Below are 18452 nucleotides of genomic sequence, written 5' to 3'. Positions count from 1 at the left end.
CGAAGGCCGGCTCTGCCAGAGAAGAATTAAACCCGCGAATCCGATGACGTAGTTTGCCGGGCCAGCTTTCCAGCTGCAGCCCGACACGGCGCACCTAAGCGTGCCTGGCAAGCGCCCGTGGCGCTTGGCGCCGCGCTCGAAGCCGCGGCAACACTCGCCGCCGCAATGGAGGACCCCGCCGATTCCGCTGGAACGGCCTTAGCCCCCTTCTGCACCCGCCGATGTTCAACCCACGCAAACACCGCGACTCCCACCGATCCGCCGGGCAGCACGAACAGCACAGCGAACAACGCCAGTCTCCACCAGCGATGCGGCCCTTGAAAGCTGCTCAGCGCGGAATCGGTCAGGGAGCGGCTCAAGCCGCCAAGGGTGTTTTTGAGGTACAGCATCGCGGGAAATCCTTTTCGCACGGCGCCGTTGCGGCGTGCAGACAATCGGTCAGAACATGGTCTCGGGTGGCGCGGATCGCGCGTAACTCGTTGCCTATAATAATATTGACTATGCAATCAAATTTCAAGATACTTTGCTTCGCGCGCGATGGTGGTGTTGTTTTTTGCGCGGTTCACGCTACGCGAAATCCCGTTTGACTTGTCTGCTTAGGCAGCTAGAATTCGTTCTGCTTGGCGATGTTCCCGGATACACGATGACTGACGGCCCCTACAAAGCGGACGAGATTCACCTCGAATCGAGTCTTGGCTATTACCTGACGAAAGCGCGAAATGTGCTCGTCGAGCGGATGGACCGTGCGGTCAAACCGTTAGGACTGACTGCGCAGCAGATCGGTGTGATTCTCGTGTTGTCCGCGCAACGCGCGAGCACGCCGTTCGAGTTGTCGCGCGTCATGTCATACGACAGCGGATCGATGACGCGTCTGCTCGATCGCCTTGAAAAGAAAGGCTTTATCGTGCGCACGCGCAGCGACGCCGACCGCCGGATGGTCAAGCTGGAGCTGACGCCGCAGGGCCACGAAGCCGCGCGGCAATTGCCCGGGTTGGGCGCCGCCGTGCTGAACGAGCAGTTGCGTGGATTTTCCGCCGCCGACCACGCCACCCTGCTCGACCTGCTCGGCCGTTTCATCGCGAACGGCATCGGCGAGGGAGCAAGCGCCGGCTGTGGACTCGGACCGTCGCAGGAATCGCTGGAAGACTCACCCGAAGAGCCGTCGTCAGATCACGGCGGGCAGTAACCAAGAGGCGCTTTTGAAAGCGCCATCGTTTGAAAATGTCTGTCTGGGCAGAGGGTGATCCGGCATGTAAGCGCGCCATTCGGTGGGCGTAATAAAGCTGCCGCGACAAGCTTTCCCAGCTGAGGAGAAACACACATGGCTGCCACGGCTCCCGCCGAAGCCCTACCCGCCGCCGAACTCGCCCCGCTCAAAGGCGGGGCGCTGGCGTTGCTCACCGTCGGTCTCGCGCTCGGCACGTTCATGGAAGTGCTCGACACATCGATCGCGAACGTCGCTGTGCCGACCATTTCTGGCAGCCTTGGTGTGGCGACCAGTCAGGGCACCTGGGTCATCTCATCGTATTCCGTGGCCTCGGCGATCGCGGTGCCGTTGACCGGCTGGTTGGCGCGGCGCGTCGGCGAGGTGCGGCTGTTCACGCTGTCCGTTCTGCTGTTCACGATCGCCTCGGCGCTGTGCGGCTTCGCGCAGAACTTCGAGTCGCTGATTGCGTTCCGGCTTCTGCAAGGGCTCGTCTCCGGGCCGATGGTCCCGCTCTCGCAGACGATTCTGATGCGCTCATACCCACCGGAAAAGCGCGGGCTCGCGCTCGGCCTCTGGGCGATGACCGTGATCTGCGCGCCGATTTTCGGGCCCGTGATGGGTGGCTATATCACCGACAACTACACGTGGCCGTGGATCTTCTACATCAACGTGCCGATCGGGTTGTTCTCGGCGGTGTGCGCGTTCCTGCTGCTGCGCGGCCGGGAAACCAAGGTCACCAAACAGCGTATCGATGCGGTCGGCCTGGCGTTGCTCGTGATCGGTGTGTCGTGCCTGCAGATGGTGCTCGACCTGGGCAAGGATCGCGACTGGTTCAACTCGACGTTCATTATCACGCTGGCGATTATTGCGGTGGTGTCGATTGCGTTCCTGCTAGTGTGGGAGATGACGGATAAGGAACCCGTCGTCGATCTTTCGCTATTCAAGGATCGTAACTTCGCGCTCGGCGTCGTGATTATTTCGTTCGGGTTTATGGCGTTCTTCGGGTCGGTGGTGATTTTCCCGCTCTGGCTGCAGACGGTGATGGGGTATACCGCTGGGCTTGCCGGTTTGGCGACAGCGCCGGTCGGCATTCTTGCGCTATTTTTGTCGCCGATGATCGGCAAGAATATGCATCGGCTGAACCTGCGCGTGGTGGCGAGTTTTGCGTTCATCGTGTTTGCGTTCGTGTCGTTCTGGAACTCGACTTTTACGCTCGATGTGCCGTTCAATCATGTGATCTGGCCGAGGTTGGTGCAAGGGATTGGTGTGGCTTGCTTCTTTGTACCGATGACTACGATTACGCTGTCCAGCGTGTCGGATGATCGGCTTGCTAGTGCTTCCGGGTTGTCGAACTTTTTTCGGACGCTGTCCGGGGCTATTGGGACGGCTATTAGTACGACTTACTGGGAGAATGACACGATTTATCATCATGCGATGTTGACCGATTCGGTCAATGTCTATGCGGCTAATACCAATGCTTATACCAATGCGTTGGCTGGGCTCGGGCTTTCTGGTGATAGCCTCACCGCTCAGCTCAATCAGGTCGTTACGGCTCAGGCTTATATGATGGCCACTAATGACTTTTTCCGCATTTCTTGTGCGGCGTTTCTTGTGTTGGCTGTGCTTGTTTGGGTTACTAAGCCGAGGAAGGGGATGGGGGCTTCTATGGGGCATTGAGGTTTTTTTGCCTTTGGCGGCGGCGTTGGGTGGTGTGCGTTCGGTGTTGGCCTTTGGTTGAATTGTTTGCGTGGGCGCTGTTTTGTGTTTTGTGTTTGTGTGCTTGGGGTGGTGCCTTTTCTTGTTTTGTTAGTGGTCTATTAGCGTCGCCCCTGTGCGAGGCGGGCACTTACTTTCTTTGCCGCCGCAAAGAAAGTAAGCAAAGAAAGCGGCTCAAACCACTCCTGCTAAGCGGGTCCCCTAGCTTGGAGGGGGTAGTGGTGCATCTGGAATCTGTGTCCTCGCACATTCGGCGCTAGCGACAAGGGCATCATTCTTCCGGCGGCGCTGCGCGCGCCGAAGAGTCGTTCTTAAAACCTCTCGCTGCGCTTTCGCGCGGCGGGGTTGGTCGGCGCTCCGCTTGCTGTTCATGCCCCCCGCTTTTCCCTCCCTCACTGCGTTACCGCTTCCCCACTCGTTCCCGGGATCGATTGTCCCGACGCGTCCGGGTGCATCGCCGTTGGCGCAGGTTGCGATGGTTTCTCGCCGCTCTGTGGCGAGCCCGCTGCGGTGCCTCGTACGTATTCCTTGAAGTCGGCGCCCGCCTCCCATGGGTTCGGGTTGCAACCCGTCGAACCGTCACAATGCGCCGCGAAACCAATCGTTGCAGTGCCGTCCGGGTTCGGTGTGCGCGTGATCTGGTACGCCAGCGCACGCTTGCCGCCGTCCGGGCCCGCTGTCTGAATTAGCGTGTCACTCGAGGATTCGATCTTGTACTTCGAATGGCCCGCTACCCACGTCTGCGCTCGCTGCCACCAGACATCACACTCGGCTTTGGTCGAACACGTCAACGGCGTGGTCGCGATCTGCATGACGTCCGGATTGACCTGCCCCTGCGTCGAACACCCCGCCGCCGACATCAGGCACAGTACGGCCAACAGACCTTTTTTCATCACGTTGAAGCCTCCCTCTCTGGAGCGTGTCATCCATGTTGGACCGCATCCCCCGCACGGTGTTTCATACGCATTTGCGATTGGCTAAACCGAGTGGAGATTTTGCCGATACAGTTGGGCGGCTAGCATCGCTTTGCGTAGACGTTACCTGTGCGCAATAAAAAAGCGGCCCTGAAGGCCGCTTCCTGCTTCACAAATGAAAATGCCGTTCAGCGTTAACTGAACGGCATTTGCTCTCGGGGCCGTTTTTTTCGACGCGGTCTACGTTCGTCGTTTAGACGCTAAACCGGTTCAGTGTGTATGCCCGATATGCCGCGACAAATGCGTCGAATGAACCCACCTCTTCCCGTTCAAGTTTGGCCTGCTCCGCAAGCGATCGCGCAGCAAGGTCGGCGAATTCCCTGGTCTGCGCAGCATCCAGCGGACGCGCACGGAAATCCGCGGCGTGCGCTTCGCTTTGTTCGAGGCCAAATGCAAGGAAGCTTTGCTGCTTGTCGCGCATCATCTGCAGCACACGTGCTGACGGCGTCAGCGATGCGTCCGCCAGTTTCGCGCGCTGAACCGCTACGGCGCGCGCGTGTGCGTCGCCGCCGTGTAATGCGTCGAGTGTGGCCGCGGCTGCGTCGATCTTGACGAGCAATTCGTTCGACCAATCCGTCATCGCGATCGGACTGCCGTCGCGCGTCAGTTCGAGGCCCGGCTTGCGGCCTTCCATCGTCACGCGGCCGAAGTTCTGATTCGCCTCGGCATAGGCGTCCGGCGGCAGCGGCGCGCTGTCGTCGAGCGCGCAGACCAGCAGGTAGGCATCGAGGAAGCGCGACGTCTCCAGCGAAATGCCGGTCGGCTCAAACGGATCGATGTCCATGCAACGCACCTCGACATACTGCACGCCACGCGCAGCCAACGCATGCAGCGGACGCTCGCCCGGATACGTGACGCGCTTCGGACGGATCGTCGAATAGAACTCGTTTTCAATCTGCAGCACGTTCGTGTTGATCTGCACCCACTCGCCGTTGCGCTGTGTGCCGATCGCCTCATACGCGGGATACGGCTGGCTCACGGCCTTCGCGAGCGCGTCAAGGTAGCCCGGCAACGTGTCGTAGTCGGCGTGCAGCGCGGCTTGCGCAGTAGTGTTCGAGTAGCCGAGGTCACTCATGCGCAAGCTGGTTGCATACGGGCGATACAGCGTGTCGGCGTCGAAGGTTTCGAGCGTATGTTTACGATCACGCAGGAATCGGCGATCCAGCGCCGGCGACGCGCCGAACAGGTACATCAGCAGCCAGTTGGTGCGGCGGAAATTGCGGATCAGCGCGAGGTAACGGTCGGACTGGAAATCGACGGCGTTTGCCGTGGATTGCTGGTCGGCATGCAACACCCGCCACACTTCTTCGTTCAGCGAATAGTTGTAGTGGATGCCCGCAATGCACTGCATCGTACGGCCGTAACGGAGCGCCAGGCCAATGCGGTACACGTACTTCAGTTTGCCGATATTCGACGTGCCGTAATCCGCGATCGGAATGCCGTCGTCTGTTTCGGGCAGCAGGCCCGGCATCGAGTTGTTCCACAAGATCTCGTCGCCGAGTTCGGCGTAGACGAAACGATGCAGGATATCGAGCTTCTCCAGCGTGATCGCGACGTCGTTCTCGGCCGGCGTAATCAGTTCGAGCAACGCTTCAGAATAGTCGGTGGTGAGCGACGGATGCGTGAGCGCTGAACCGAGCGCGCGCGGATGCGGCGTCAAGGCAAGCTTGCCGTCGTGCGTCACGCGCAGGCTTTCCTTTTCGATGCCGCGCAGGCCGCGTATCAGCGCGTCGCGCTGCGGGCCTGAGGTCAGCACGGACAGGCGGTGCGAGAACGCGTCGTTCGTGCGGGAAGGTGTCGTGTTTGGCATTGATGCGAGTCGGGCGTTGTCGGCCGCCATGTACCGCTTCACTGCATAGATGCAGCACTGCGCGGTTGACAACGTTCGGCGGAATTTTCGGGTAGCGGGCACTTTAACATCTCGCCACGGCGGCTGCTTGAGGCCGCTTCGGCTGGCCCTCGGGCGACACAACCTGGCCTAATTGCAGGACGAAAAAACGGCCTGCCCTGCGCCTCGTTATGCTACCCATTACGCCCGATGGGCGATCCGTGCTTGTTCCCGACCAGCGTATGACCTCAGCCGCGGCGCAGGGGTGTCAGCCCCTGGTCCGCAAGTCCTTGCGGCGTTGCTCCCTGAGTGCCGTACGCCCTCAGCCGCCGCGCGCGGCGCCTGCCCGATCCGCCACCTCGTTCCACAGATGCATCGCCGCATACGCGCGCCACGGCCGCCACGCGTCGGTGCGAGTGCGTTGCTGTGTGGGCCGCACGAGCGACGGATCGCGCGCGCAGATCGACTGCATCAGCACGAGGTCCCATGCGGGCCAGGCGTCGGCGTCACGCCATGCACGCATCGCCACATACTCGACTGTCCATGGACCGATGCCAGGCAGTGCCAGCAACGCTGCGCGCAGGCTGTCGGCATCGGCGACGCTGCTGTCGAGCGGTACGTCGCCTGAAGCGACCGCTTGCGCGAAGCCTTGCAACGCAGCTACGCGTTTACCCGGCATGCCGATCTTTTCCAGATCCACAGTCGCGAGTGCAGCGGGCGTGGGAAATCGCCACGCGGTGTTCTCATGCGGATGACCTTCGATGCGCTCGCCGGCACGCTGCACCAGTCGCCCGATGATCGTGGTCGCCGCCTTCACGCTGACCTGCTGCCCGACGATGGCGCGCACCACCAGTTCGAAGCCCGACCACGCGCCCGGCACGCGCAAGCCCGGCACGGCTTCGACCAACGGCGCGAGCCATGGGTCCGCGGCCAGTTCGTTGCCGATCTTCTTCGGATCGGCGTGCAGGTCGAACATCCTCGCAATCGGCGCGGCGAGCGCGTCGGCGTGACGGCTCGCTGGGCCGTCGATGTTCGCGACGATGCAGCGCTTGCGCGGATGCAGGCGCACGGTCAGCGTGCCGCTGTCGCCGGCCCAATCGATCGCACGGCGATAGGCGCCGTCTTCGACCGCTTCGACGCCGGGCGTCGCGCGTCCGCCGAAAAAGCGCAGCAGGCGCGGCCAGTCGAAGGGTGGTTTGAATGGCAGTTCGAGGGTTGCGACGTTGTCAAGCGTGCTCACGCGGCGTGGTCCAGGTTGGGGGTGGTTACTGCAATGGCCGCATGCTCGCGGCGATCACGCTCATCGCGCGAAACGCCGCCTGCGTGCTGGGCTTCGTTGTCGAGCAGTGCGGCCTTGCGCGGCAGGCCCCAGCGATACCCCGCCAGCGCTCCGCCCTTCTGCACGACGCGGTGACATGGAATCGCCAACGCGACCGGATTCGTCGCGCACGCGCTCGCCACCGCACGCACGGCACGGGGTGAGCCGACCGCTTCCGCGATCTGGGAATAGCTGCGCGTCTCACCGTAGGGAATGCGCCGCAGCGCGTCCCATACACGTTGCCGGAACGCGGTGGCGGCGATATCCAAAGGCAGATCGAAGTCCTGACGCGTGCCGCGCAGATAGGCGTCGATCTGGGCGATGAACGGTGCGAGTCGCGTTGTGTCTTCGACCAGCTCGGCGTTGGCGAACTCGCCGCGCAGATCGTCGGCGAGTATCGCGGCATCGTCGCCGAAACCGATTTTGCAGATGCCTTTATCGGTTGCTGCGACCAGCACGAAGCCGAGGGAGCTCGGCGCGCTGGCGTAACGCACGGTAAGCCCCGCGCCTTTGCGGCGGAATGCGGACGGCGCCATACCCAATTCCGCCGAAGCGCTGTCGTACATCCGCGACGGCGAGCCGAAGCCGGCGTCGAGCGTGGCGCGCGTCACGTCCGACCCGCTCTGCAGCGCATCGCGCAACGCGGCGCCGCGCTGCGCGGCCTGATACTGACGCGGCGACACGCCGACCACGCGCTTGAACAGACGCTGCAAGTGGAACGGGCTGACGTGCACCGCGTCGCTCAATTGCGCGAGCGTGAGGCGTTGCTGCGGATCGGCATCCAGCGCGGCGCAAGCGCGATTAACGATCTCCAGCTCGCGCGGCAGGCCGCCGGGCTGGCAACGCTTGCAATCACGATAGCCCGCGGTGCGTGCGGCGTTTGCGTCGGTGAAGAAAGCGACATTTTCGCGGCGCGGCTGGCGCGATGCGCATGACGGGCGGCAGAACACGCCCGTCGTTTTGACGGCGTAGAAGAACGCGCCGTCGGCCTGCGGCTCGCGGCGGGTGACGGCTTCCCAACGCTCGGCGTCGGTGCTCCAGCGGGTGGTGCCGGCGGCGGTGTCGCTGCCGGTATCGGTACGGTCGGTGCGGTTCATGATGGTCCCGAAAAAGCGGTGTCGATGCTCACCAATGTAGGCCGCATGAGGACACACTACGCCCCGGTTCTTGCTCTGTCATTGCGCTTCCTCGCAGGCCTCAAGCCCCGCCAGGCGCTCGTTTCGCCTCAAACTGCGACAATTTGGCCCGATATCGGGTTTTCCCTTAAAAAGTTATTGCGTCGCATCAACCCCATGTGTATATTAGTACCTGTCTCCTCCATGTCTCCTCCTGATATGGATTCAGCCCGCTCCACATAGAGCGGGCTTTTTTTCGTCTGATCATTTTAGATCTGTCCCTCACGGCCGGGTCATCGCCCGCTCTCGCTACTGCTTCCTTTCTTCTACACTGGTGGCTGGTCATCCGTTCTGCGAACCAGTTAGGGGCGTTCGACATGAAAATCCACATTCGCGAGATCGATCACATCGTCATTCGGGCGGCGAACGTTCCGGAGATGCGGCGTTTTTATTGCGAAGTGCTCGGTTGCAGCGTCGAGAAGGAGCAGCTTGATCTGGGCCTGACGCAATTGCGCGCGGGGCGCTCGCTGATCGACCTGTTGAAGGTCGGCGCGAAGCTCGATCACCCCGAAAACGGCGTGCCGGGCGCGGGGCGGAATATGGACCACTTGTGTTTGCGCGTCGACCCGTTCGACGCCGACGCGCTCAAGGCGCATCTGGCCGAACACGGCGCTCGGCCGGGCGAGGCAGCGTTGCGCTATGGCGCGGATGGGTTTGGGCAGTCGCTGTATCTATTCGACCCGGAAGGCAACATGGTCGAACTCAAAGGGCCGCCCGAAGCCGCGCGTGTGACGTCGCTGTGACGTCGTGGTGACGGCGCAAGTGGCTCACCATCGCGGCACTGGCGAAGGCCGTATAGCCGGTCTTCCACGCAGATTCATTCCAGCTCGCGGGTGCCAAAGCCATGCATGCGTGGATGGGCTCAGACAAGCGTAGACGAACTCAGGCAGTATCCACTGCCAGCGCTACCAAGCTTTGGCGGGTGTTTTCAATACCGTCCATTCGATCTTCACCGCATCGGCCTCGGCGCTGCCGAGCCATGCTTCGCCGTCCTGCACGGTGCATTGCAAACGCATGGTCCGTTCTGCGAGCGAGCCGAGCGCGGCGGCGATGTCTTCGCCGAGCGTCCAGACCGTCACATTGCGCATGCGTTCAACCTTGCTGCGCACCCCTTGCCACCAGATGTCCGACGTGCGGCCGCCATAGGCGATCACGATCACTTCGTTCGAGCGGCCGCTTGCCTTGGCAATGCGCCGTTCGTCCGGCTGGCCGACTTCGATCCAGGTTTCGATCGCGCCGGTTAGGTCCTTCTGCCAGAGATCCGGTTCGTCGACGTCCGACAAGCCTTTACAGAATTCGAGGCGTTCCTGCGCGAACAACGCGAAGGCGGCGACGCGGACCATCATCCGTTCGTCGGTTTCCGAGGGATGGCGGGCGATCGTCAGGGAATGGTCGGCGTAGTAGTGCCGGTCCATGTTGGCGATCTGGAGTTCTGCCTTGTAAATCGTCGATTTGAGAGCCATGCCGTTACTAAACCAGGCGCTCGCTCCACCGGAGCGAACAGAAAAAGAATCGTCGACGGCTCGTTGCCGTTTTCCGTGTTTGGTGTACATCGCGTGTTCCTCCCGAGCCGAACGTCGGCTGCAATTGCAGCTATCGCAATGGGAGAAGCATTTATCGCGCCACTGCCGGCTCGAAAGCGGTGCCATAGACCTCGGCGGCGGCTTCCCGCAAGGCTTCCAGCACGACGGAGGCCGCCGGCGAAAGCAGGTGCGACTGGCGCGTGATGATACCGAATGTATCCATTCTGCACGGTAAATCGATCGGTACCTGCTTGAGAACACCGTACTGTTGGTACTGACGCGCCACTTCATCAGGTAAAACCGCCAACATGTCGCTTTGGAGCAATAAGCTCGAAATCGCCAGAAAATTGTTGGTATTGACCACGTTTTGGGGTGGATTCAGTCCAATCTGCGAAAACATCAGATCAAAGCGATGGCGCAAAACGCTGCCCGGCGGGTGCAAAACCCAACTGGCGTTGACGATTCCCCGCAGTGTCAAACCTGTTTCAATTTCGAGAGGATGGCCGGGACGCGCCACCACGCACAACGGCTCGTCGGCAAGCGGTTCGTAGCGGACTTCGGCCTTGAACTGGTTTTGCCGTTCCAATACCCGGCCGATCATGATGTCCAGCTCGCCCTCGGCGAGCTTCGGCAGCATGACGTCTGACGTCTCCACTTCCGCCCAGATTTGCAACTGGGGATAACGTTCTTTCACGCTGGCGATGGCACGCGGCACCATCGTCGCAGCGGCCGCTGCGATCACACCGATGCGTACCTGGCCGGCCAGGCCGGCGCGCAGTGCCGAGATTTCGTCATGTGCGTGGCTGAGATTCGACAGCACCATGCGCGCGTGACGGATCATCACTTCGCCGTACAGGGTGGCGTGCATGCCATGCGGCGTGCGGTCGAACAGGCTCACCTCCAGCATGTCCTCCAGCTCTTTCAGGAGCCGCGACGCAGCGGGCTGGGTCATACCGAGCACGTCGGCGGCACGCCGGACGTTGCCCTCCTCCTCCATTGCGGCGAGCAGCAGCAACTGTCGCGTCTTAAGCCGCGCCCGCACGAACCAGTTCGAGTAGCTACGCGTCATGGACTGTCTCCTTATGCTGCATGAAGCCGTCTGTCGGACGATTTGCCGTCGTGAAGTCCCCATGATGCCATATCGAAATTGATATCGGGATGGCCTAAAAAGGGATTGGAAAGTTATTGGGCCGGCTCATACCATTCGTGGACTTTCTGAGCTTCCTCATGAGTTTCCTTAGCTGGCGCCTCCCTTCGATGAATCGCGATCCGCTTGTTCCGCTCGTTGCCAGTCCGTTCCGCCATTACATCAATGGCGGCTGGGAGACGGGCGCGACCACGGGCGTATCGCTCAATCCGTCGGATCTGGACGAACCGGTCGGCGACTACGTGCGGGCCGATGCGAGGCAGACCGACACTGCGATCGAAGCGGCCAGCGCGGCCTTCCGCGAATGGTCCTTGGGTTCGGCACAGCGCCGCGCGGACGCGCTCGATGCGATCGGCAGCGAGATGCTGGCGCGGCGTGACGAAGTGGGCCGGCTGCTTGCCCGCGAGGTCGGCAAGACACTGCCGGAAGCCTTGGCCGAAGCAACGCGAGCCGGCCAACTTTTCAAGTTTTTCGCCACCGAGGCACTCCGCGCATTTGCCGAGTCCGGGGCGTCGGCGCGCGCCGGTGTCGAGATCGATGTGACGCGCGAACCGCTCGGCGTGATCGGCATCATCGCGCCGTGGAGCGCGCCGCTGGCGATTGCCGCCGCGAAGATCGGCGCCGCCCTCGCCCACGGCAATTGCGTTGTCTTCAAACCGGCCGAATCGGCGCCGGGTTGCGCGGCGGCGCTGGCGTCAATCGTGAGTCGCGCCGGTTTGCCGGCCGGCGTATTCAACCTCGTGATGGGCAGCGGCCGGCAGGTCGGCGCGCGGATCGCCGCGCATCCGTTGGTGGCGGCGATCAGCTTCACCGGCTCGGCAGAAACCGGCACGCGTGTTTTGCAGGCCGCTGCGGCCCGGCAAGCGCGCGTGCAACTGGAAATGGGCGGCAAGAATCCGTTCGTGGTGCTCGCTGATGCCGATCTCGACGGCGCTGTCGAGGCAGCCCTGAGCAGCGCCTATGGCTGCGCCGGCCAACGCTGCACGGCCGCATCAAGGTTGATTGTCGAACGTGCGGTGTTCGAGCCGTTCGTCGACGCGTTGCAGACGAAGCTCGCGAAGCTCAGCGTCGATCACGCACTCAAGCACGGCACGGATATCGGCCCGCTCGCCAACGCCGCGCAGTTGGAGCGCAATCTCGACTACATGCGCGTCGGTCAGCAGGAAGGCGCGCAATGGCTTCACGGCGGCCGTCAGCTTGAACGCGCGACACGAGGCTACTTTTTCGAACCGGCGCTCTTTATCGCCGAACCGGAGCACCGCATCGCGCGAGAAGAGATTTTCGGTCCGCTCGCCGTAGTGCTGAGAGCCGACGACTACGACCACGCCCTGCATCTCGCGAACGACACCGTCTACGGTTTATGCGCTGGCATCTGCACGCGCTCGCTGAGCCGCGCGCGGCATTTCCGCCGTCACGTGCAGAGCGGCCTCGTCACGATCAATCTGCCGACGACGGCCGTCGAGCATCACACGCCTGGTGGCGGTCGCAAGGCATCGGCCTACGGCGCGACCGATGCAGCCTTCTGGACGGCCGTGAAAACGGCCTACGTTGCGAGTTGATGGCCGTGGCACGTGCTCACTTCGCCACTTCTCGCGCGCCTCAGTGCGCTACGCATTGCTGCGCCCAAGCTGTCCTGTCCCTCGCAATTCACTCCGCCGTGAACCTCGCCGCCCTGCATAGCGCGCATTGCGTGGCGCACGCTGTCGCTTCACCGAACGCTCGTCCGCCCCCCGGCTGACGCCGCCGTGCATCCCCCGCTGCAATTAAACGAAACCAATGCAGCTTTCCAACCTCAGCAACTATGTTGCATGGGACCGGAGTAAGCGCTAAAGCGCTAACTCCGATCGACAGGAGACAAGTATGACCAGCAAGCTTCGCCGTTTGACGCTATCCGCGATCGCTGCCGCCGCCCTCGCCGCGCCCTTTGCCGCACAATTCTCCGCGCATGCGGATCAGCCGCTCAAAGTCGGCTTCCTCGTGAAGATGCCGGAACAGGCGTGGTTCATCAACGAACAGAAGGCCGCCACTGCGCTCGGTCAGAAGGACGGCTTCTCGGTGGTCAACATCGGTACGCCCGACGGCGAAAAAGTGCTGGCTGCAATCGATAACCTCGGCGCGCAAGGCGCCAAAGGCTTCGTGATCTGCGCACCCGACGTGCGGCTCGGCCCGGCGATCCAGGCGCGTGCGAAGCGCTACAACATGAAGTTTGTCACCGTCGACGATCAGCTGGTCGACTCCACTGGCAAGCCGCTGCCGAATGTGCCGCATCTGGGCATGTCTGCGTTCAAGATCGGCAATCAGGTCGGCACCGCGATCTCTGAAGAGATGAAACGCCGCGGCTGGAAGCCGGAAGAAGTCGGCGCGCTGCGCATCACGAACTATGAACTGCCGACCGCCAAACTGCGTACCGACGGTGCGACGGAATCGCTGTTGGCCGGCGGCTTCAAGAAGGAAAACATCTTCGACGCTCCGCAAAAGACCACCGATGACGAAGGCGGTTTCAACGCATCGTCGCCGGTGCTTGCGCAGCATCCGAACATCAAGAAGTGGGTGATCTTCGCGCTCAACGAGGAAAGCGTGCTGGGCGGCGTTCGCGCGACTGAGCAGCTGCACATTCCGGCGACGGACGTGATCGGCGTCGGCATCAACGGTGCGGGCGAAGCGTTCGCCGAGTTCCAGAAGAAGGAACCGACGGGCTTCTACGGCACGATTGCCGTGAGCTCGACGATGCACGGCAAGGAGAGCACAGAGAACCTCGTGGACTGGATCAAGGACGGCAAGCAACCGCCGGCCGACACGCAAACCACGGGCAAGCTGATGGTGCGCAGCAACTGGCAGGACGTGCGTAAAGAGCTCGGCATTTAAGCGGTATTCGAGTCTGCAAGCTGCGGGCCTTTTTCACGCTCATGCTCACGTTCATGTTCACGCCAACGCGAGATCGGCCCGCACAGCTTGTCCACCCGCTAGAGGCTTTCGATGACGGTTTCTCACACAGGCGAAATGGGCCAAGCGGCGCAGCCCGCGCATGCGCCCTCGCCTACGCTTGCGTCGGCTGATCCGTATCTGCAACTCGACGGTATCACCGTGCGCTTTCCCGGCGTGCTCGCGCTCGACCAGGTGTCGCTCGACGTGCGGCGCGGCGAGGTACACGGTTTGATGGGCGAAAACGGCGCCGGCAAATCGACGCTGCTCAAAGTGCTGTCGGGCGTGAATCAGCCGGCGGCGGGCACCTTGTCGCTCGATGGCGTCGAACAACAGTTCGTCACCACCAAGGCGGCCATCGCGGCGGGCGTCGCGATCATCTATCAGGAGCTGCATCTGGTACCCGAGTTGACGGTTGCAGAAAACCTGATGCTCGGCGCCCTGCCCAACCGCTTCGGTGTGCTCGATGAAAAGGCGCTGGTTGCACGTGCGGTGCGCGAGTTGGAAAGACTCGGCGAAAAAATCGACCCCGCGCAGCAGGTGAAAAATCTCTCGATCGGTCAGCGGCAGATGATTGAAATCGGCAAGGCGCTGCTGCGCGATGCGCGCGTGATTGCGTTCGACGAACCGACCAGTTCGTTGTCGTCGCGCGAAACCACGCAGCTGTTCCGGATCATTCGCGCGTTGAAGGCCGAGGGCCGCGCAATCATCTACGTCACGCACCGGATGGATGAGGTCTACGAACTGTGCGACCGCGTGACGGTGTTTCGCGATGGCCGCCACATCGATACGTTCGAGGCCGGTGAAGGACTCGATCGCGATCGTCTGATCAGCTGCATGGTCGGCCGTTCGATCGCCGACGTGTACGGCTACCGTTCACGCGAACTCGGCGACGTGCAGCTCGACGTCAAGGAATTGATGGGACGTGGCTTGCGCGAACCGGCTTCGTTTAGCGCACGTAAAGGCGAAATCCTCGGGTTCTTCGGCCTGGTCGGCGCGGGACGTTCCGAGTTGATGAAGCTTATCTACGGCGCGGTCAAACCGGCTGCCGGCGAGATCACGCTCAAAGGCAAGCGCGTGCGCTTCGCTACGCCGCGCGATGCCGTGCGTGCGGGCGTCGCACTGTGTCCTGAAGATCGCAAGCAGGAAGGCATCGTCTCGATTGCTTCGGTGTCGGACAACCTCAACATCAGTTGCCGCCGCCACTTCAGCCGCTTCAACGTGCTCAACGGCCGCAAGGAAGCGCAGACCGCCAAAGAGTTCATCGGCAAGCTCTCGATCAAAACGCGTAACGGCGACACGCCGATCGGCACGCTCTCCGGTGGCAATCAGCAGAAGGTGATTCTGTCGCGCTGGCTCGCGGAAGACATCGATGTGTTCCTGATGGACGAACCCACGCGTGGCATCGACGTCGGCGCGCGCAGCGAGATTTACGGCCTGCTTTATGGGCTCGCCGAAGCGGGCCGCACGGTCATCGTCGTATCGAGCGATCTCGCCGAAGTGATCGGCGTGGCGGATCGGGTGATCGTGATGAAGGAAGGCCGCATCGTCGGCGATCTGCCGAAGGCGCAAGCCACACCGGATGCGCTGATCAAGCTCGCACTGCCTCGCTAGGAGCGCCGCGTCTCATCAGCGACGTGAAGGCAACCGGCGGCCACTGCATCGCGCCATTGAAAACGGAATAGACATTATGCACACACCCTCAACCGACTCCTCTACCCCAGCCATCGCGTCTTCGGGCTTGAGCGCGCGCGCCGCACGTACCTGGGACCTGATCAACAAGTCCGGAATCGTGATGGTGTTCATCATCCTGTTCGCGGCTTTGTCGTTCACCGTGCCCGATTTTTTAAGCTCGCGAAACATCCAGGGCCTGCTGCTCTCCGTCACGCTGATCGGCTCGATCTCCGTGACGATGATGTTCGTGCTTGCGCTGGGTGAAGTGGATTTGTCGGTGGCGTCGATCGTTGCGTTCGCGGGCGTGGTTGCGTCCACCCTGATCACCGCGACGCATAGCGTGATGCTCGGTATCGCCGCCGGCGTGCTCGCGGGTGGCGCGGTCGGACTGGTCAACGGTGTGCTGGTCGCGCGCTACAAGATCAACTCGCTGATCGTCACGCTGGCGATGATGGAAGTCGTGCGCGGCCTCGCCTTCATCACATCGAACGGCGACGCGGTGATGATCTCCGAAGAACGCTTCTTCGACCTCGGCGGTGGCGCGTTCCTTGGTATTTCGTATCCGATCTGGAGCAACATCATCGGCTTCGTGCTGTTCGGTTTTCTGCTGAAGAAAACCGTGTTCGGCAAGAACGTGCTCGCCGTCGGCGGCAACAGCGAGGCCGCTTTGCTCGCGGGCTTGCCCGTCACGCGGATCAAGATCACAGTGTTCGTATTGCAGGGCCTCGTAACGGGTTTTGCAGGCGTGATGCTGGCGTCGCGCATGAGTCTGGGCGACCCGAAAACGTCGGTCGGTCTCGAACTCGGCGTGATCTCCGCATGCGTGCTCGGCGGCGTCTCGCTGACGGGCGGCGTCGCGACGATTTCCGGTGTGCTGGTCGGCGTGTTGATCATGGGCTCCGTGCAGGACGCAATGAGCCTGATGAACGTGCCGACCTTCTACCAATACCTGATTCGCGGCGGAATTCTGCTGCTCGCGGTGCTGTTCGATCAGTTCCGCCGCAGCAAGCGCGTGCACTGACGCTGATGCCCGCCCGGGGATAGGTGCCCCGGGCTAGGCACCCCCCTACATGCTTGCCAACAGGAGATTTCATGGCTGATTCCAACCAGACTAAAAAGCCGCTGCGCAGCCAGGCGTGGTTTGGCCTCAAGGACCGCGACGGTTTTCTGCATCGCTCGTGGATGAAAAACCAGGGCATCCCACACGACGAATTCGACGGGCGCCCGGTGATCGGCATCTGCAATACGTGGTCCGAACTGACACCTTGCAATGCGCATTTTCGCGAGCTCGCCGAGTACGTGAAAAAAGGCGTGCATGAAGCGGGCGGTTTGCCGCTCGAATTTCCGGTGATGTCGCTCGGCGAGACCAATTTGCGGCCTACCGCGATGCTGTTTCGCAACCTCGCGTCGATGGACGTCGAGGAGTCGATTCGCGGCAACCCGATGGACGGCGTGATCCTGCTGGTCGGCTGCGATAAGACGACGCCCGCGCTGCTGATGGGCGCGGCGTCGTGCAATCTGCCGGCACTGGCTGTGTCGGGCGGCCCGATGCTCAACGGACGGTTCCGTGGCAAGAACATCGGCTCTGGCACGGGGGTCTGGCAGATGTCCGAGGAAGTGCGCGCCGGTACGATGACGCAGGAAGAATTCACCGAAGCCGAGTCGTGCATGAACCGCTCGCGTGGCCACTGCATGACGATGGGCACCGCGTCGACGATGGCCTCGATGGTCGAGTCGCTCGGCATGGGCTTGCCGCACAACGCGGCGATTCCCGCGGTCGATGCACGCCGGCAAGTGCTCGCGCATCTGGCCGGCCGGCGCATCGTCGATATGGTCCGCGAGGATCTGACGATGGACAAGATTCTCACGCGCCAGGCGTTCGAAAACGCGATCCGCACCAATGCGGCGATCGGCGGCTCGACCAATGCGGTCGTGCATCTGATCGCGCTGGCCAAGCGCATCGGCGTGGAGCTTTCGCTGGAAGACTGGGAGCTCGGCTCGAACGTGCCGTGCCTGGTGAATCTGCAACCGTCGGGCGAATACCTGATGGAAGACTTTTACTACGCGGGCGGCTTGCCCGCGGTGCTCAAGCAACTCGGTGAGCAAGGCCTCTTGCATCGCGAAGCGCTGACGGTGAACGGCAAGACGATCTGGGACAACGTGCGCAACGCGCCGAATCATGATGAGAAGGTCATCACGACGTTCGCCGAGCCGTTCAAGCCGAAGGCCGGCATTGCGGTGCTCAAGGGCAACCTGGCGCCGAACGGCGCGGTGATCAAGCCGTCGGCCGCGACGCCGCATCTGCTGAAGCATCGTGGCCGTGCGGTGGTGTTCGAGAACATCGAGGAGCTGCACGCGAAGATCGACGACGAATCGCTCGACATCGACGAACACTGCGTCATGGTGCTCAAGGGTGCGGGGCCGAAGGGTTATCCGGGCTTTGCGGAAGTCGGCAACATGCCGCTGCCGAAGAAGGTGCTGCAAAAGGGCATCACGGACATGGTGCGCATTTCCGATGGCCGCATGAGCGGCACGGCGTATGGCTCGGTGGTGCTGCATGTATCGCCGGAAGCGGCCGCAGGCGGTCCGCTTGCGTTCGTGCAAACCGGCGACATGATCGAACTCGACGTCGACGCGCGCCGTCTTCATCTGGACGTCACCGACGCCGAGCTGGAACGCCGCCGCGCGGCCTGGCAACCGCCTGCGTCGCCCACGCGCGGTTACTACAAGCTCTACGTCGAACACGTGCTGCAGGCGGATCAGGGCGCGGATCTCGACTTCCTGGTCGGATCGAGCGGCGCGCCGGTGCCGCGCGACTCGCATTGATCGCCGTTTGAACGGCTGGCCGTTTCTCCCTGCGCTTTGCGAGAAGGCGTATTGCCGATGCGGATCGAAAGCCCGCATCGGCTTTTTTATCGGCTTCACATCCTGGAAAAAGCGAGCAGAAATAAAAACGGCCGGGCGCGTA

At 62.2% G+C, this 18452-nt stretch carries 15 protein-coding genes; 8 read left to right on the top strand and 7 right to left on the bottom strand.

Features of this window, described 5'->3' with window-relative positions:
* Positions 1 to 26 precede the first annotated feature (26 nt).
* Positions 27 to 389 carry a hypothetical protein gene (locus tag HHL24_RS43915; protein ID WP_169485615.1) on the bottom strand — a complete coding sequence of 121 codons (363 nt, stop codon included), beginning with the start codon at positions 387 to 389 and terminating at the stop codon, positions 27 to 29.
* A 254-nt stretch (positions 390 to 643) separates the two neighbouring features.
* On the opposite strand from HHL24_RS43915, the gene HHL24_RS11570 reads away from it, so the two are divergent.
* Together HHL24_RS11570 and HHL24_RS11565 are read left to right on the top strand one after the other, a co-directional pair.
* The gene (locus tag HHL24_RS11570) at positions 644 to 1186 is read left to right on the top strand and encodes a MarR family winged helix-turn-helix transcriptional regulator (RefSeq protein ID WP_169485614.1); all 543 of its coding nucleotides are present in this window, start codon (positions 644 to 646) and stop codon (positions 1184 to 1186) included.
* 135 nt (positions 1187 to 1321) lie between these two features.
* Positions 1322 to 2884, top strand: a complete 1563-nt coding sequence (locus HHL24_RS11565; RefSeq protein ID WP_169485613.1) for a DHA2 family efflux MFS transporter permease subunit — start codon at positions 1322 to 1324, stop codon at positions 2882 to 2884.
* Positions 2885 to 3315: 431 nt separating this feature from the next.
* Here HHL24_RS11565 and HHL24_RS11560 read toward each other — a convergent pair whose 3' ends face one another.
* The 4 genes from HHL24_RS11560 to ada all read right to left on the bottom strand — a co-directional run bounded on the left by HHL24_RS11560 (position 3316) and on the right by ada (position 8140).
* Entirely contained in the window at positions 3316 to 3816 is a 501-nt protein-coding gene (locus HHL24_RS11560; RefSeq protein WP_206002808.1) for a hypothetical protein, read from the bottom strand.
* Between the two features lie 274 nt (positions 3817 to 4090).
* The gene (gene gshA / locus HHL24_RS11555; protein ID WP_169485611.1) at positions 4091 to 5707 is read right to left on the bottom strand and encodes a glutamate--cysteine ligase; all 1617 of its coding nucleotides are present in this window, start codon (positions 5705 to 5707) and stop codon (positions 4091 to 4093) included.
* Between the two features lie 340 nt (positions 5708 to 6047).
* The gene (locus HHL24_RS11550; protein WP_169485610.1) at positions 6048 to 6965 is read right to left on the bottom strand and encodes a DNA-3-methyladenine glycosylase family protein; all 918 of its coding nucleotides are present in this window, start codon (positions 6963 to 6965) and stop codon (positions 6048 to 6050) included.
* On the bottom strand, positions 6962 to 8140 hold the full coding sequence (ada, locus tag HHL24_RS11545) for a bifunctional DNA-binding transcriptional regulator/O6-methylguanine-DNA methyltransferase Ada (protein ID WP_169485609.1): 1179 nt from the start codon (positions 8138 to 8140) through the stop codon (positions 6962 to 6964). The genes HHL24_RS11550 and ada overlap by 4 nt, the downstream gene beginning before the upstream one ends.
* A gap of 395 nt (positions 8141 to 8535) precedes the next feature.
* On the opposite strand from ada, the gene HHL24_RS11540 reads away from it, so the two are divergent.
* Entirely contained in the window at positions 8536 to 8961 is a 426-nt protein-coding gene (locus HHL24_RS11540) for a VOC family protein (RefSeq protein WP_169485608.1), read from the top strand.
* Positions 8962 to 9123: 162 nt separating this feature from the next.
* Here the strand turns inward: HHL24_RS11540 and HHL24_RS11535 are convergent, their stop codons facing one another.
* Together HHL24_RS11535 and HHL24_RS11530 are read right to left on the bottom strand one after the other, a co-directional pair.
* Complete coding sequence (locus HHL24_RS11535; RefSeq protein WP_169485607.1) at positions 9124 to 9681, bottom strand: YaeQ family protein; 558 nt, start codon at positions 9679 to 9681, stop codon at positions 9124 to 9126.
* Between the two features lie 151 nt (positions 9682 to 9832).
* Complete coding sequence (locus tag HHL24_RS11530; protein WP_169485606.1) at positions 9833 to 10810, bottom strand: LysR family transcriptional regulator; 978 nt, start codon at positions 10808 to 10810, stop codon at positions 9833 to 9835.
* 188 nt (positions 10811 to 10998) lie between these two features.
* On the opposite strand from HHL24_RS11530, the gene HHL24_RS11525 reads away from it, so the two are divergent.
* The 5 genes from HHL24_RS11525 to HHL24_RS11505 all read left to right on the top strand — a co-directional run bounded on the left by HHL24_RS11525 (position 10999) and on the right by HHL24_RS11505 (position 18310).
* Positions 10999 to 12447 carry an aldehyde dehydrogenase family protein gene (locus tag HHL24_RS11525; RefSeq protein WP_169485646.1) on the top strand — a complete coding sequence of 483 codons (1449 nt, stop codon included), beginning with the start codon at positions 10999 to 11001 and terminating at the stop codon, positions 12445 to 12447.
* Between the two features lie 301 nt (positions 12448 to 12748).
* Positions 12749 to 13753, top strand: a complete 1005-nt coding sequence (locus tag HHL24_RS11520) for an arabinose ABC transporter substrate-binding protein (protein WP_169485605.1) — start codon at positions 12749 to 12751, stop codon at positions 13751 to 13753.
* A 111-nt stretch (positions 13754 to 13864) separates the two neighbouring features.
* Complete coding sequence (gene araG / locus HHL24_RS11515; protein ID WP_407947494.1) at positions 13865 to 15424, top strand: L-arabinose ABC transporter ATP-binding protein AraG; 1560 nt, start codon at positions 13865 to 13867, stop codon at positions 15422 to 15424.
* A 76-nt stretch (positions 15425 to 15500) separates the two neighbouring features.
* Entirely contained in the window at positions 15501 to 16505 is a 1005-nt protein-coding gene (gene araH, locus HHL24_RS11510; RefSeq protein ID WP_169485604.1) for an L-arabinose ABC transporter permease AraH, read from the top strand.
* A 71-nt stretch (positions 16506 to 16576) separates the two neighbouring features.
* Positions 16577 to 18310, top strand: a complete 1734-nt coding sequence (locus tag HHL24_RS11505) for an IlvD/Edd family dehydratase (protein ID WP_169485603.1) — start codon at positions 16577 to 16579, stop codon at positions 18308 to 18310.
* Positions 18311 to 18452: the final 142 nt, after the last annotated feature.

The sequence above is a fragment of the Paraburkholderia polaris genome, assembly GCF_012927345.1.
In the GTDB taxonomy this organism is placed as follows: domain Bacteria; phylum Pseudomonadota; class Gammaproteobacteria; order Burkholderiales; family Burkholderiaceae; genus Paraburkholderia; species Paraburkholderia polaris.
The sequence above is the reverse complement of the archived record's forward strand: the minus strand, read 5'-3'. Positions and strand labels throughout refer to the sequence as shown.

Excerpts from the sequence above, each read along its gene's own strand:
- araG (WP_407947494.1), top strand. The coding sequence starts at position 13,865 with ATGACGGTTTCTCACACAGGCGAAATGGGCCAAGCGGCGCAGCCCGCG.
- HHL24_RS11560 (WP_206002808.1), bottom strand. The coding sequence starts at position 3,816 with ATGAAAAAAGGTCTGTTGGCCGTACTGTGCCTGATGTCGGCGGCGGGG.
- HHL24_RS11505 (WP_169485603.1), top strand. The coding sequence starts at position 16,577 with ATGGCTGATTCCAACCAGACTAAAAAGCCGCTGCGCAGCCAGGCGTGG.
- araH (WP_169485604.1), top strand. The coding sequence starts at position 15,501 with ATGCACACACCCTCAACCGACTCCTCTACCCCAGCCATCGCGTCTTCG.
- HHL24_RS11540 (WP_169485608.1), top strand. The coding sequence starts at position 8,536 with ATGAAAATCCACATTCGCGAGATCGATCACATCGTCATTCGGGCGGCG.
- HHL24_RS11570 (WP_169485614.1), top strand. The coding sequence starts at position 644 with ATGACTGACGGCCCCTACAAAGCGGACGAGATTCACCTCGAATCGAGT.
- HHL24_RS11535 (WP_169485607.1), bottom strand. The coding sequence starts at position 9,681 with ATGGCTCTCAAATCGACGATTTACAAGGCAGAACTCCAGATCGCCAAC.
- gshA (WP_169485611.1), bottom strand. The coding sequence starts at position 5,707 with ATGCCAAACACGACACCTTCCCGCACGAACGACGCGTTCTCGCACCGC.
- HHL24_RS11565 (WP_169485613.1), top strand. The coding sequence starts at position 1,322 with ATGGCTGCCACGGCTCCCGCCGAAGCCCTACCCGCCGCCGAACTCGCC.
- HHL24_RS11520 (WP_169485605.1), top strand. The coding sequence starts at position 12,749 with ATGACCAGCAAGCTTCGCCGTTTGACGCTATCCGCGATCGCTGCCGCC.
- HHL24_RS43915 (WP_169485615.1), bottom strand. The coding sequence starts at position 389 with ATGCTGTACCTCAAAAACACCCTTGGCGGCTTGAGCCGCTCCCTGACC.
- HHL24_RS11525 (WP_169485646.1), top strand. The coding sequence starts at position 10,999 with ATGAATCGCGATCCGCTTGTTCCGCTCGTTGCCAGTCCGTTCCGCCAT.
- ada (WP_169485609.1), bottom strand. The coding sequence starts at position 8,140 with ATGAACCGCACCGACCGTACCGATACCGGCAGCGACACCGCCGCCGGC.
- HHL24_RS11530 (WP_169485606.1), bottom strand. The coding sequence starts at position 10,810 with ATGACGCGTAGCTACTCGAACTGGTTCGTGCGGGCGCGGCTTAAGACG.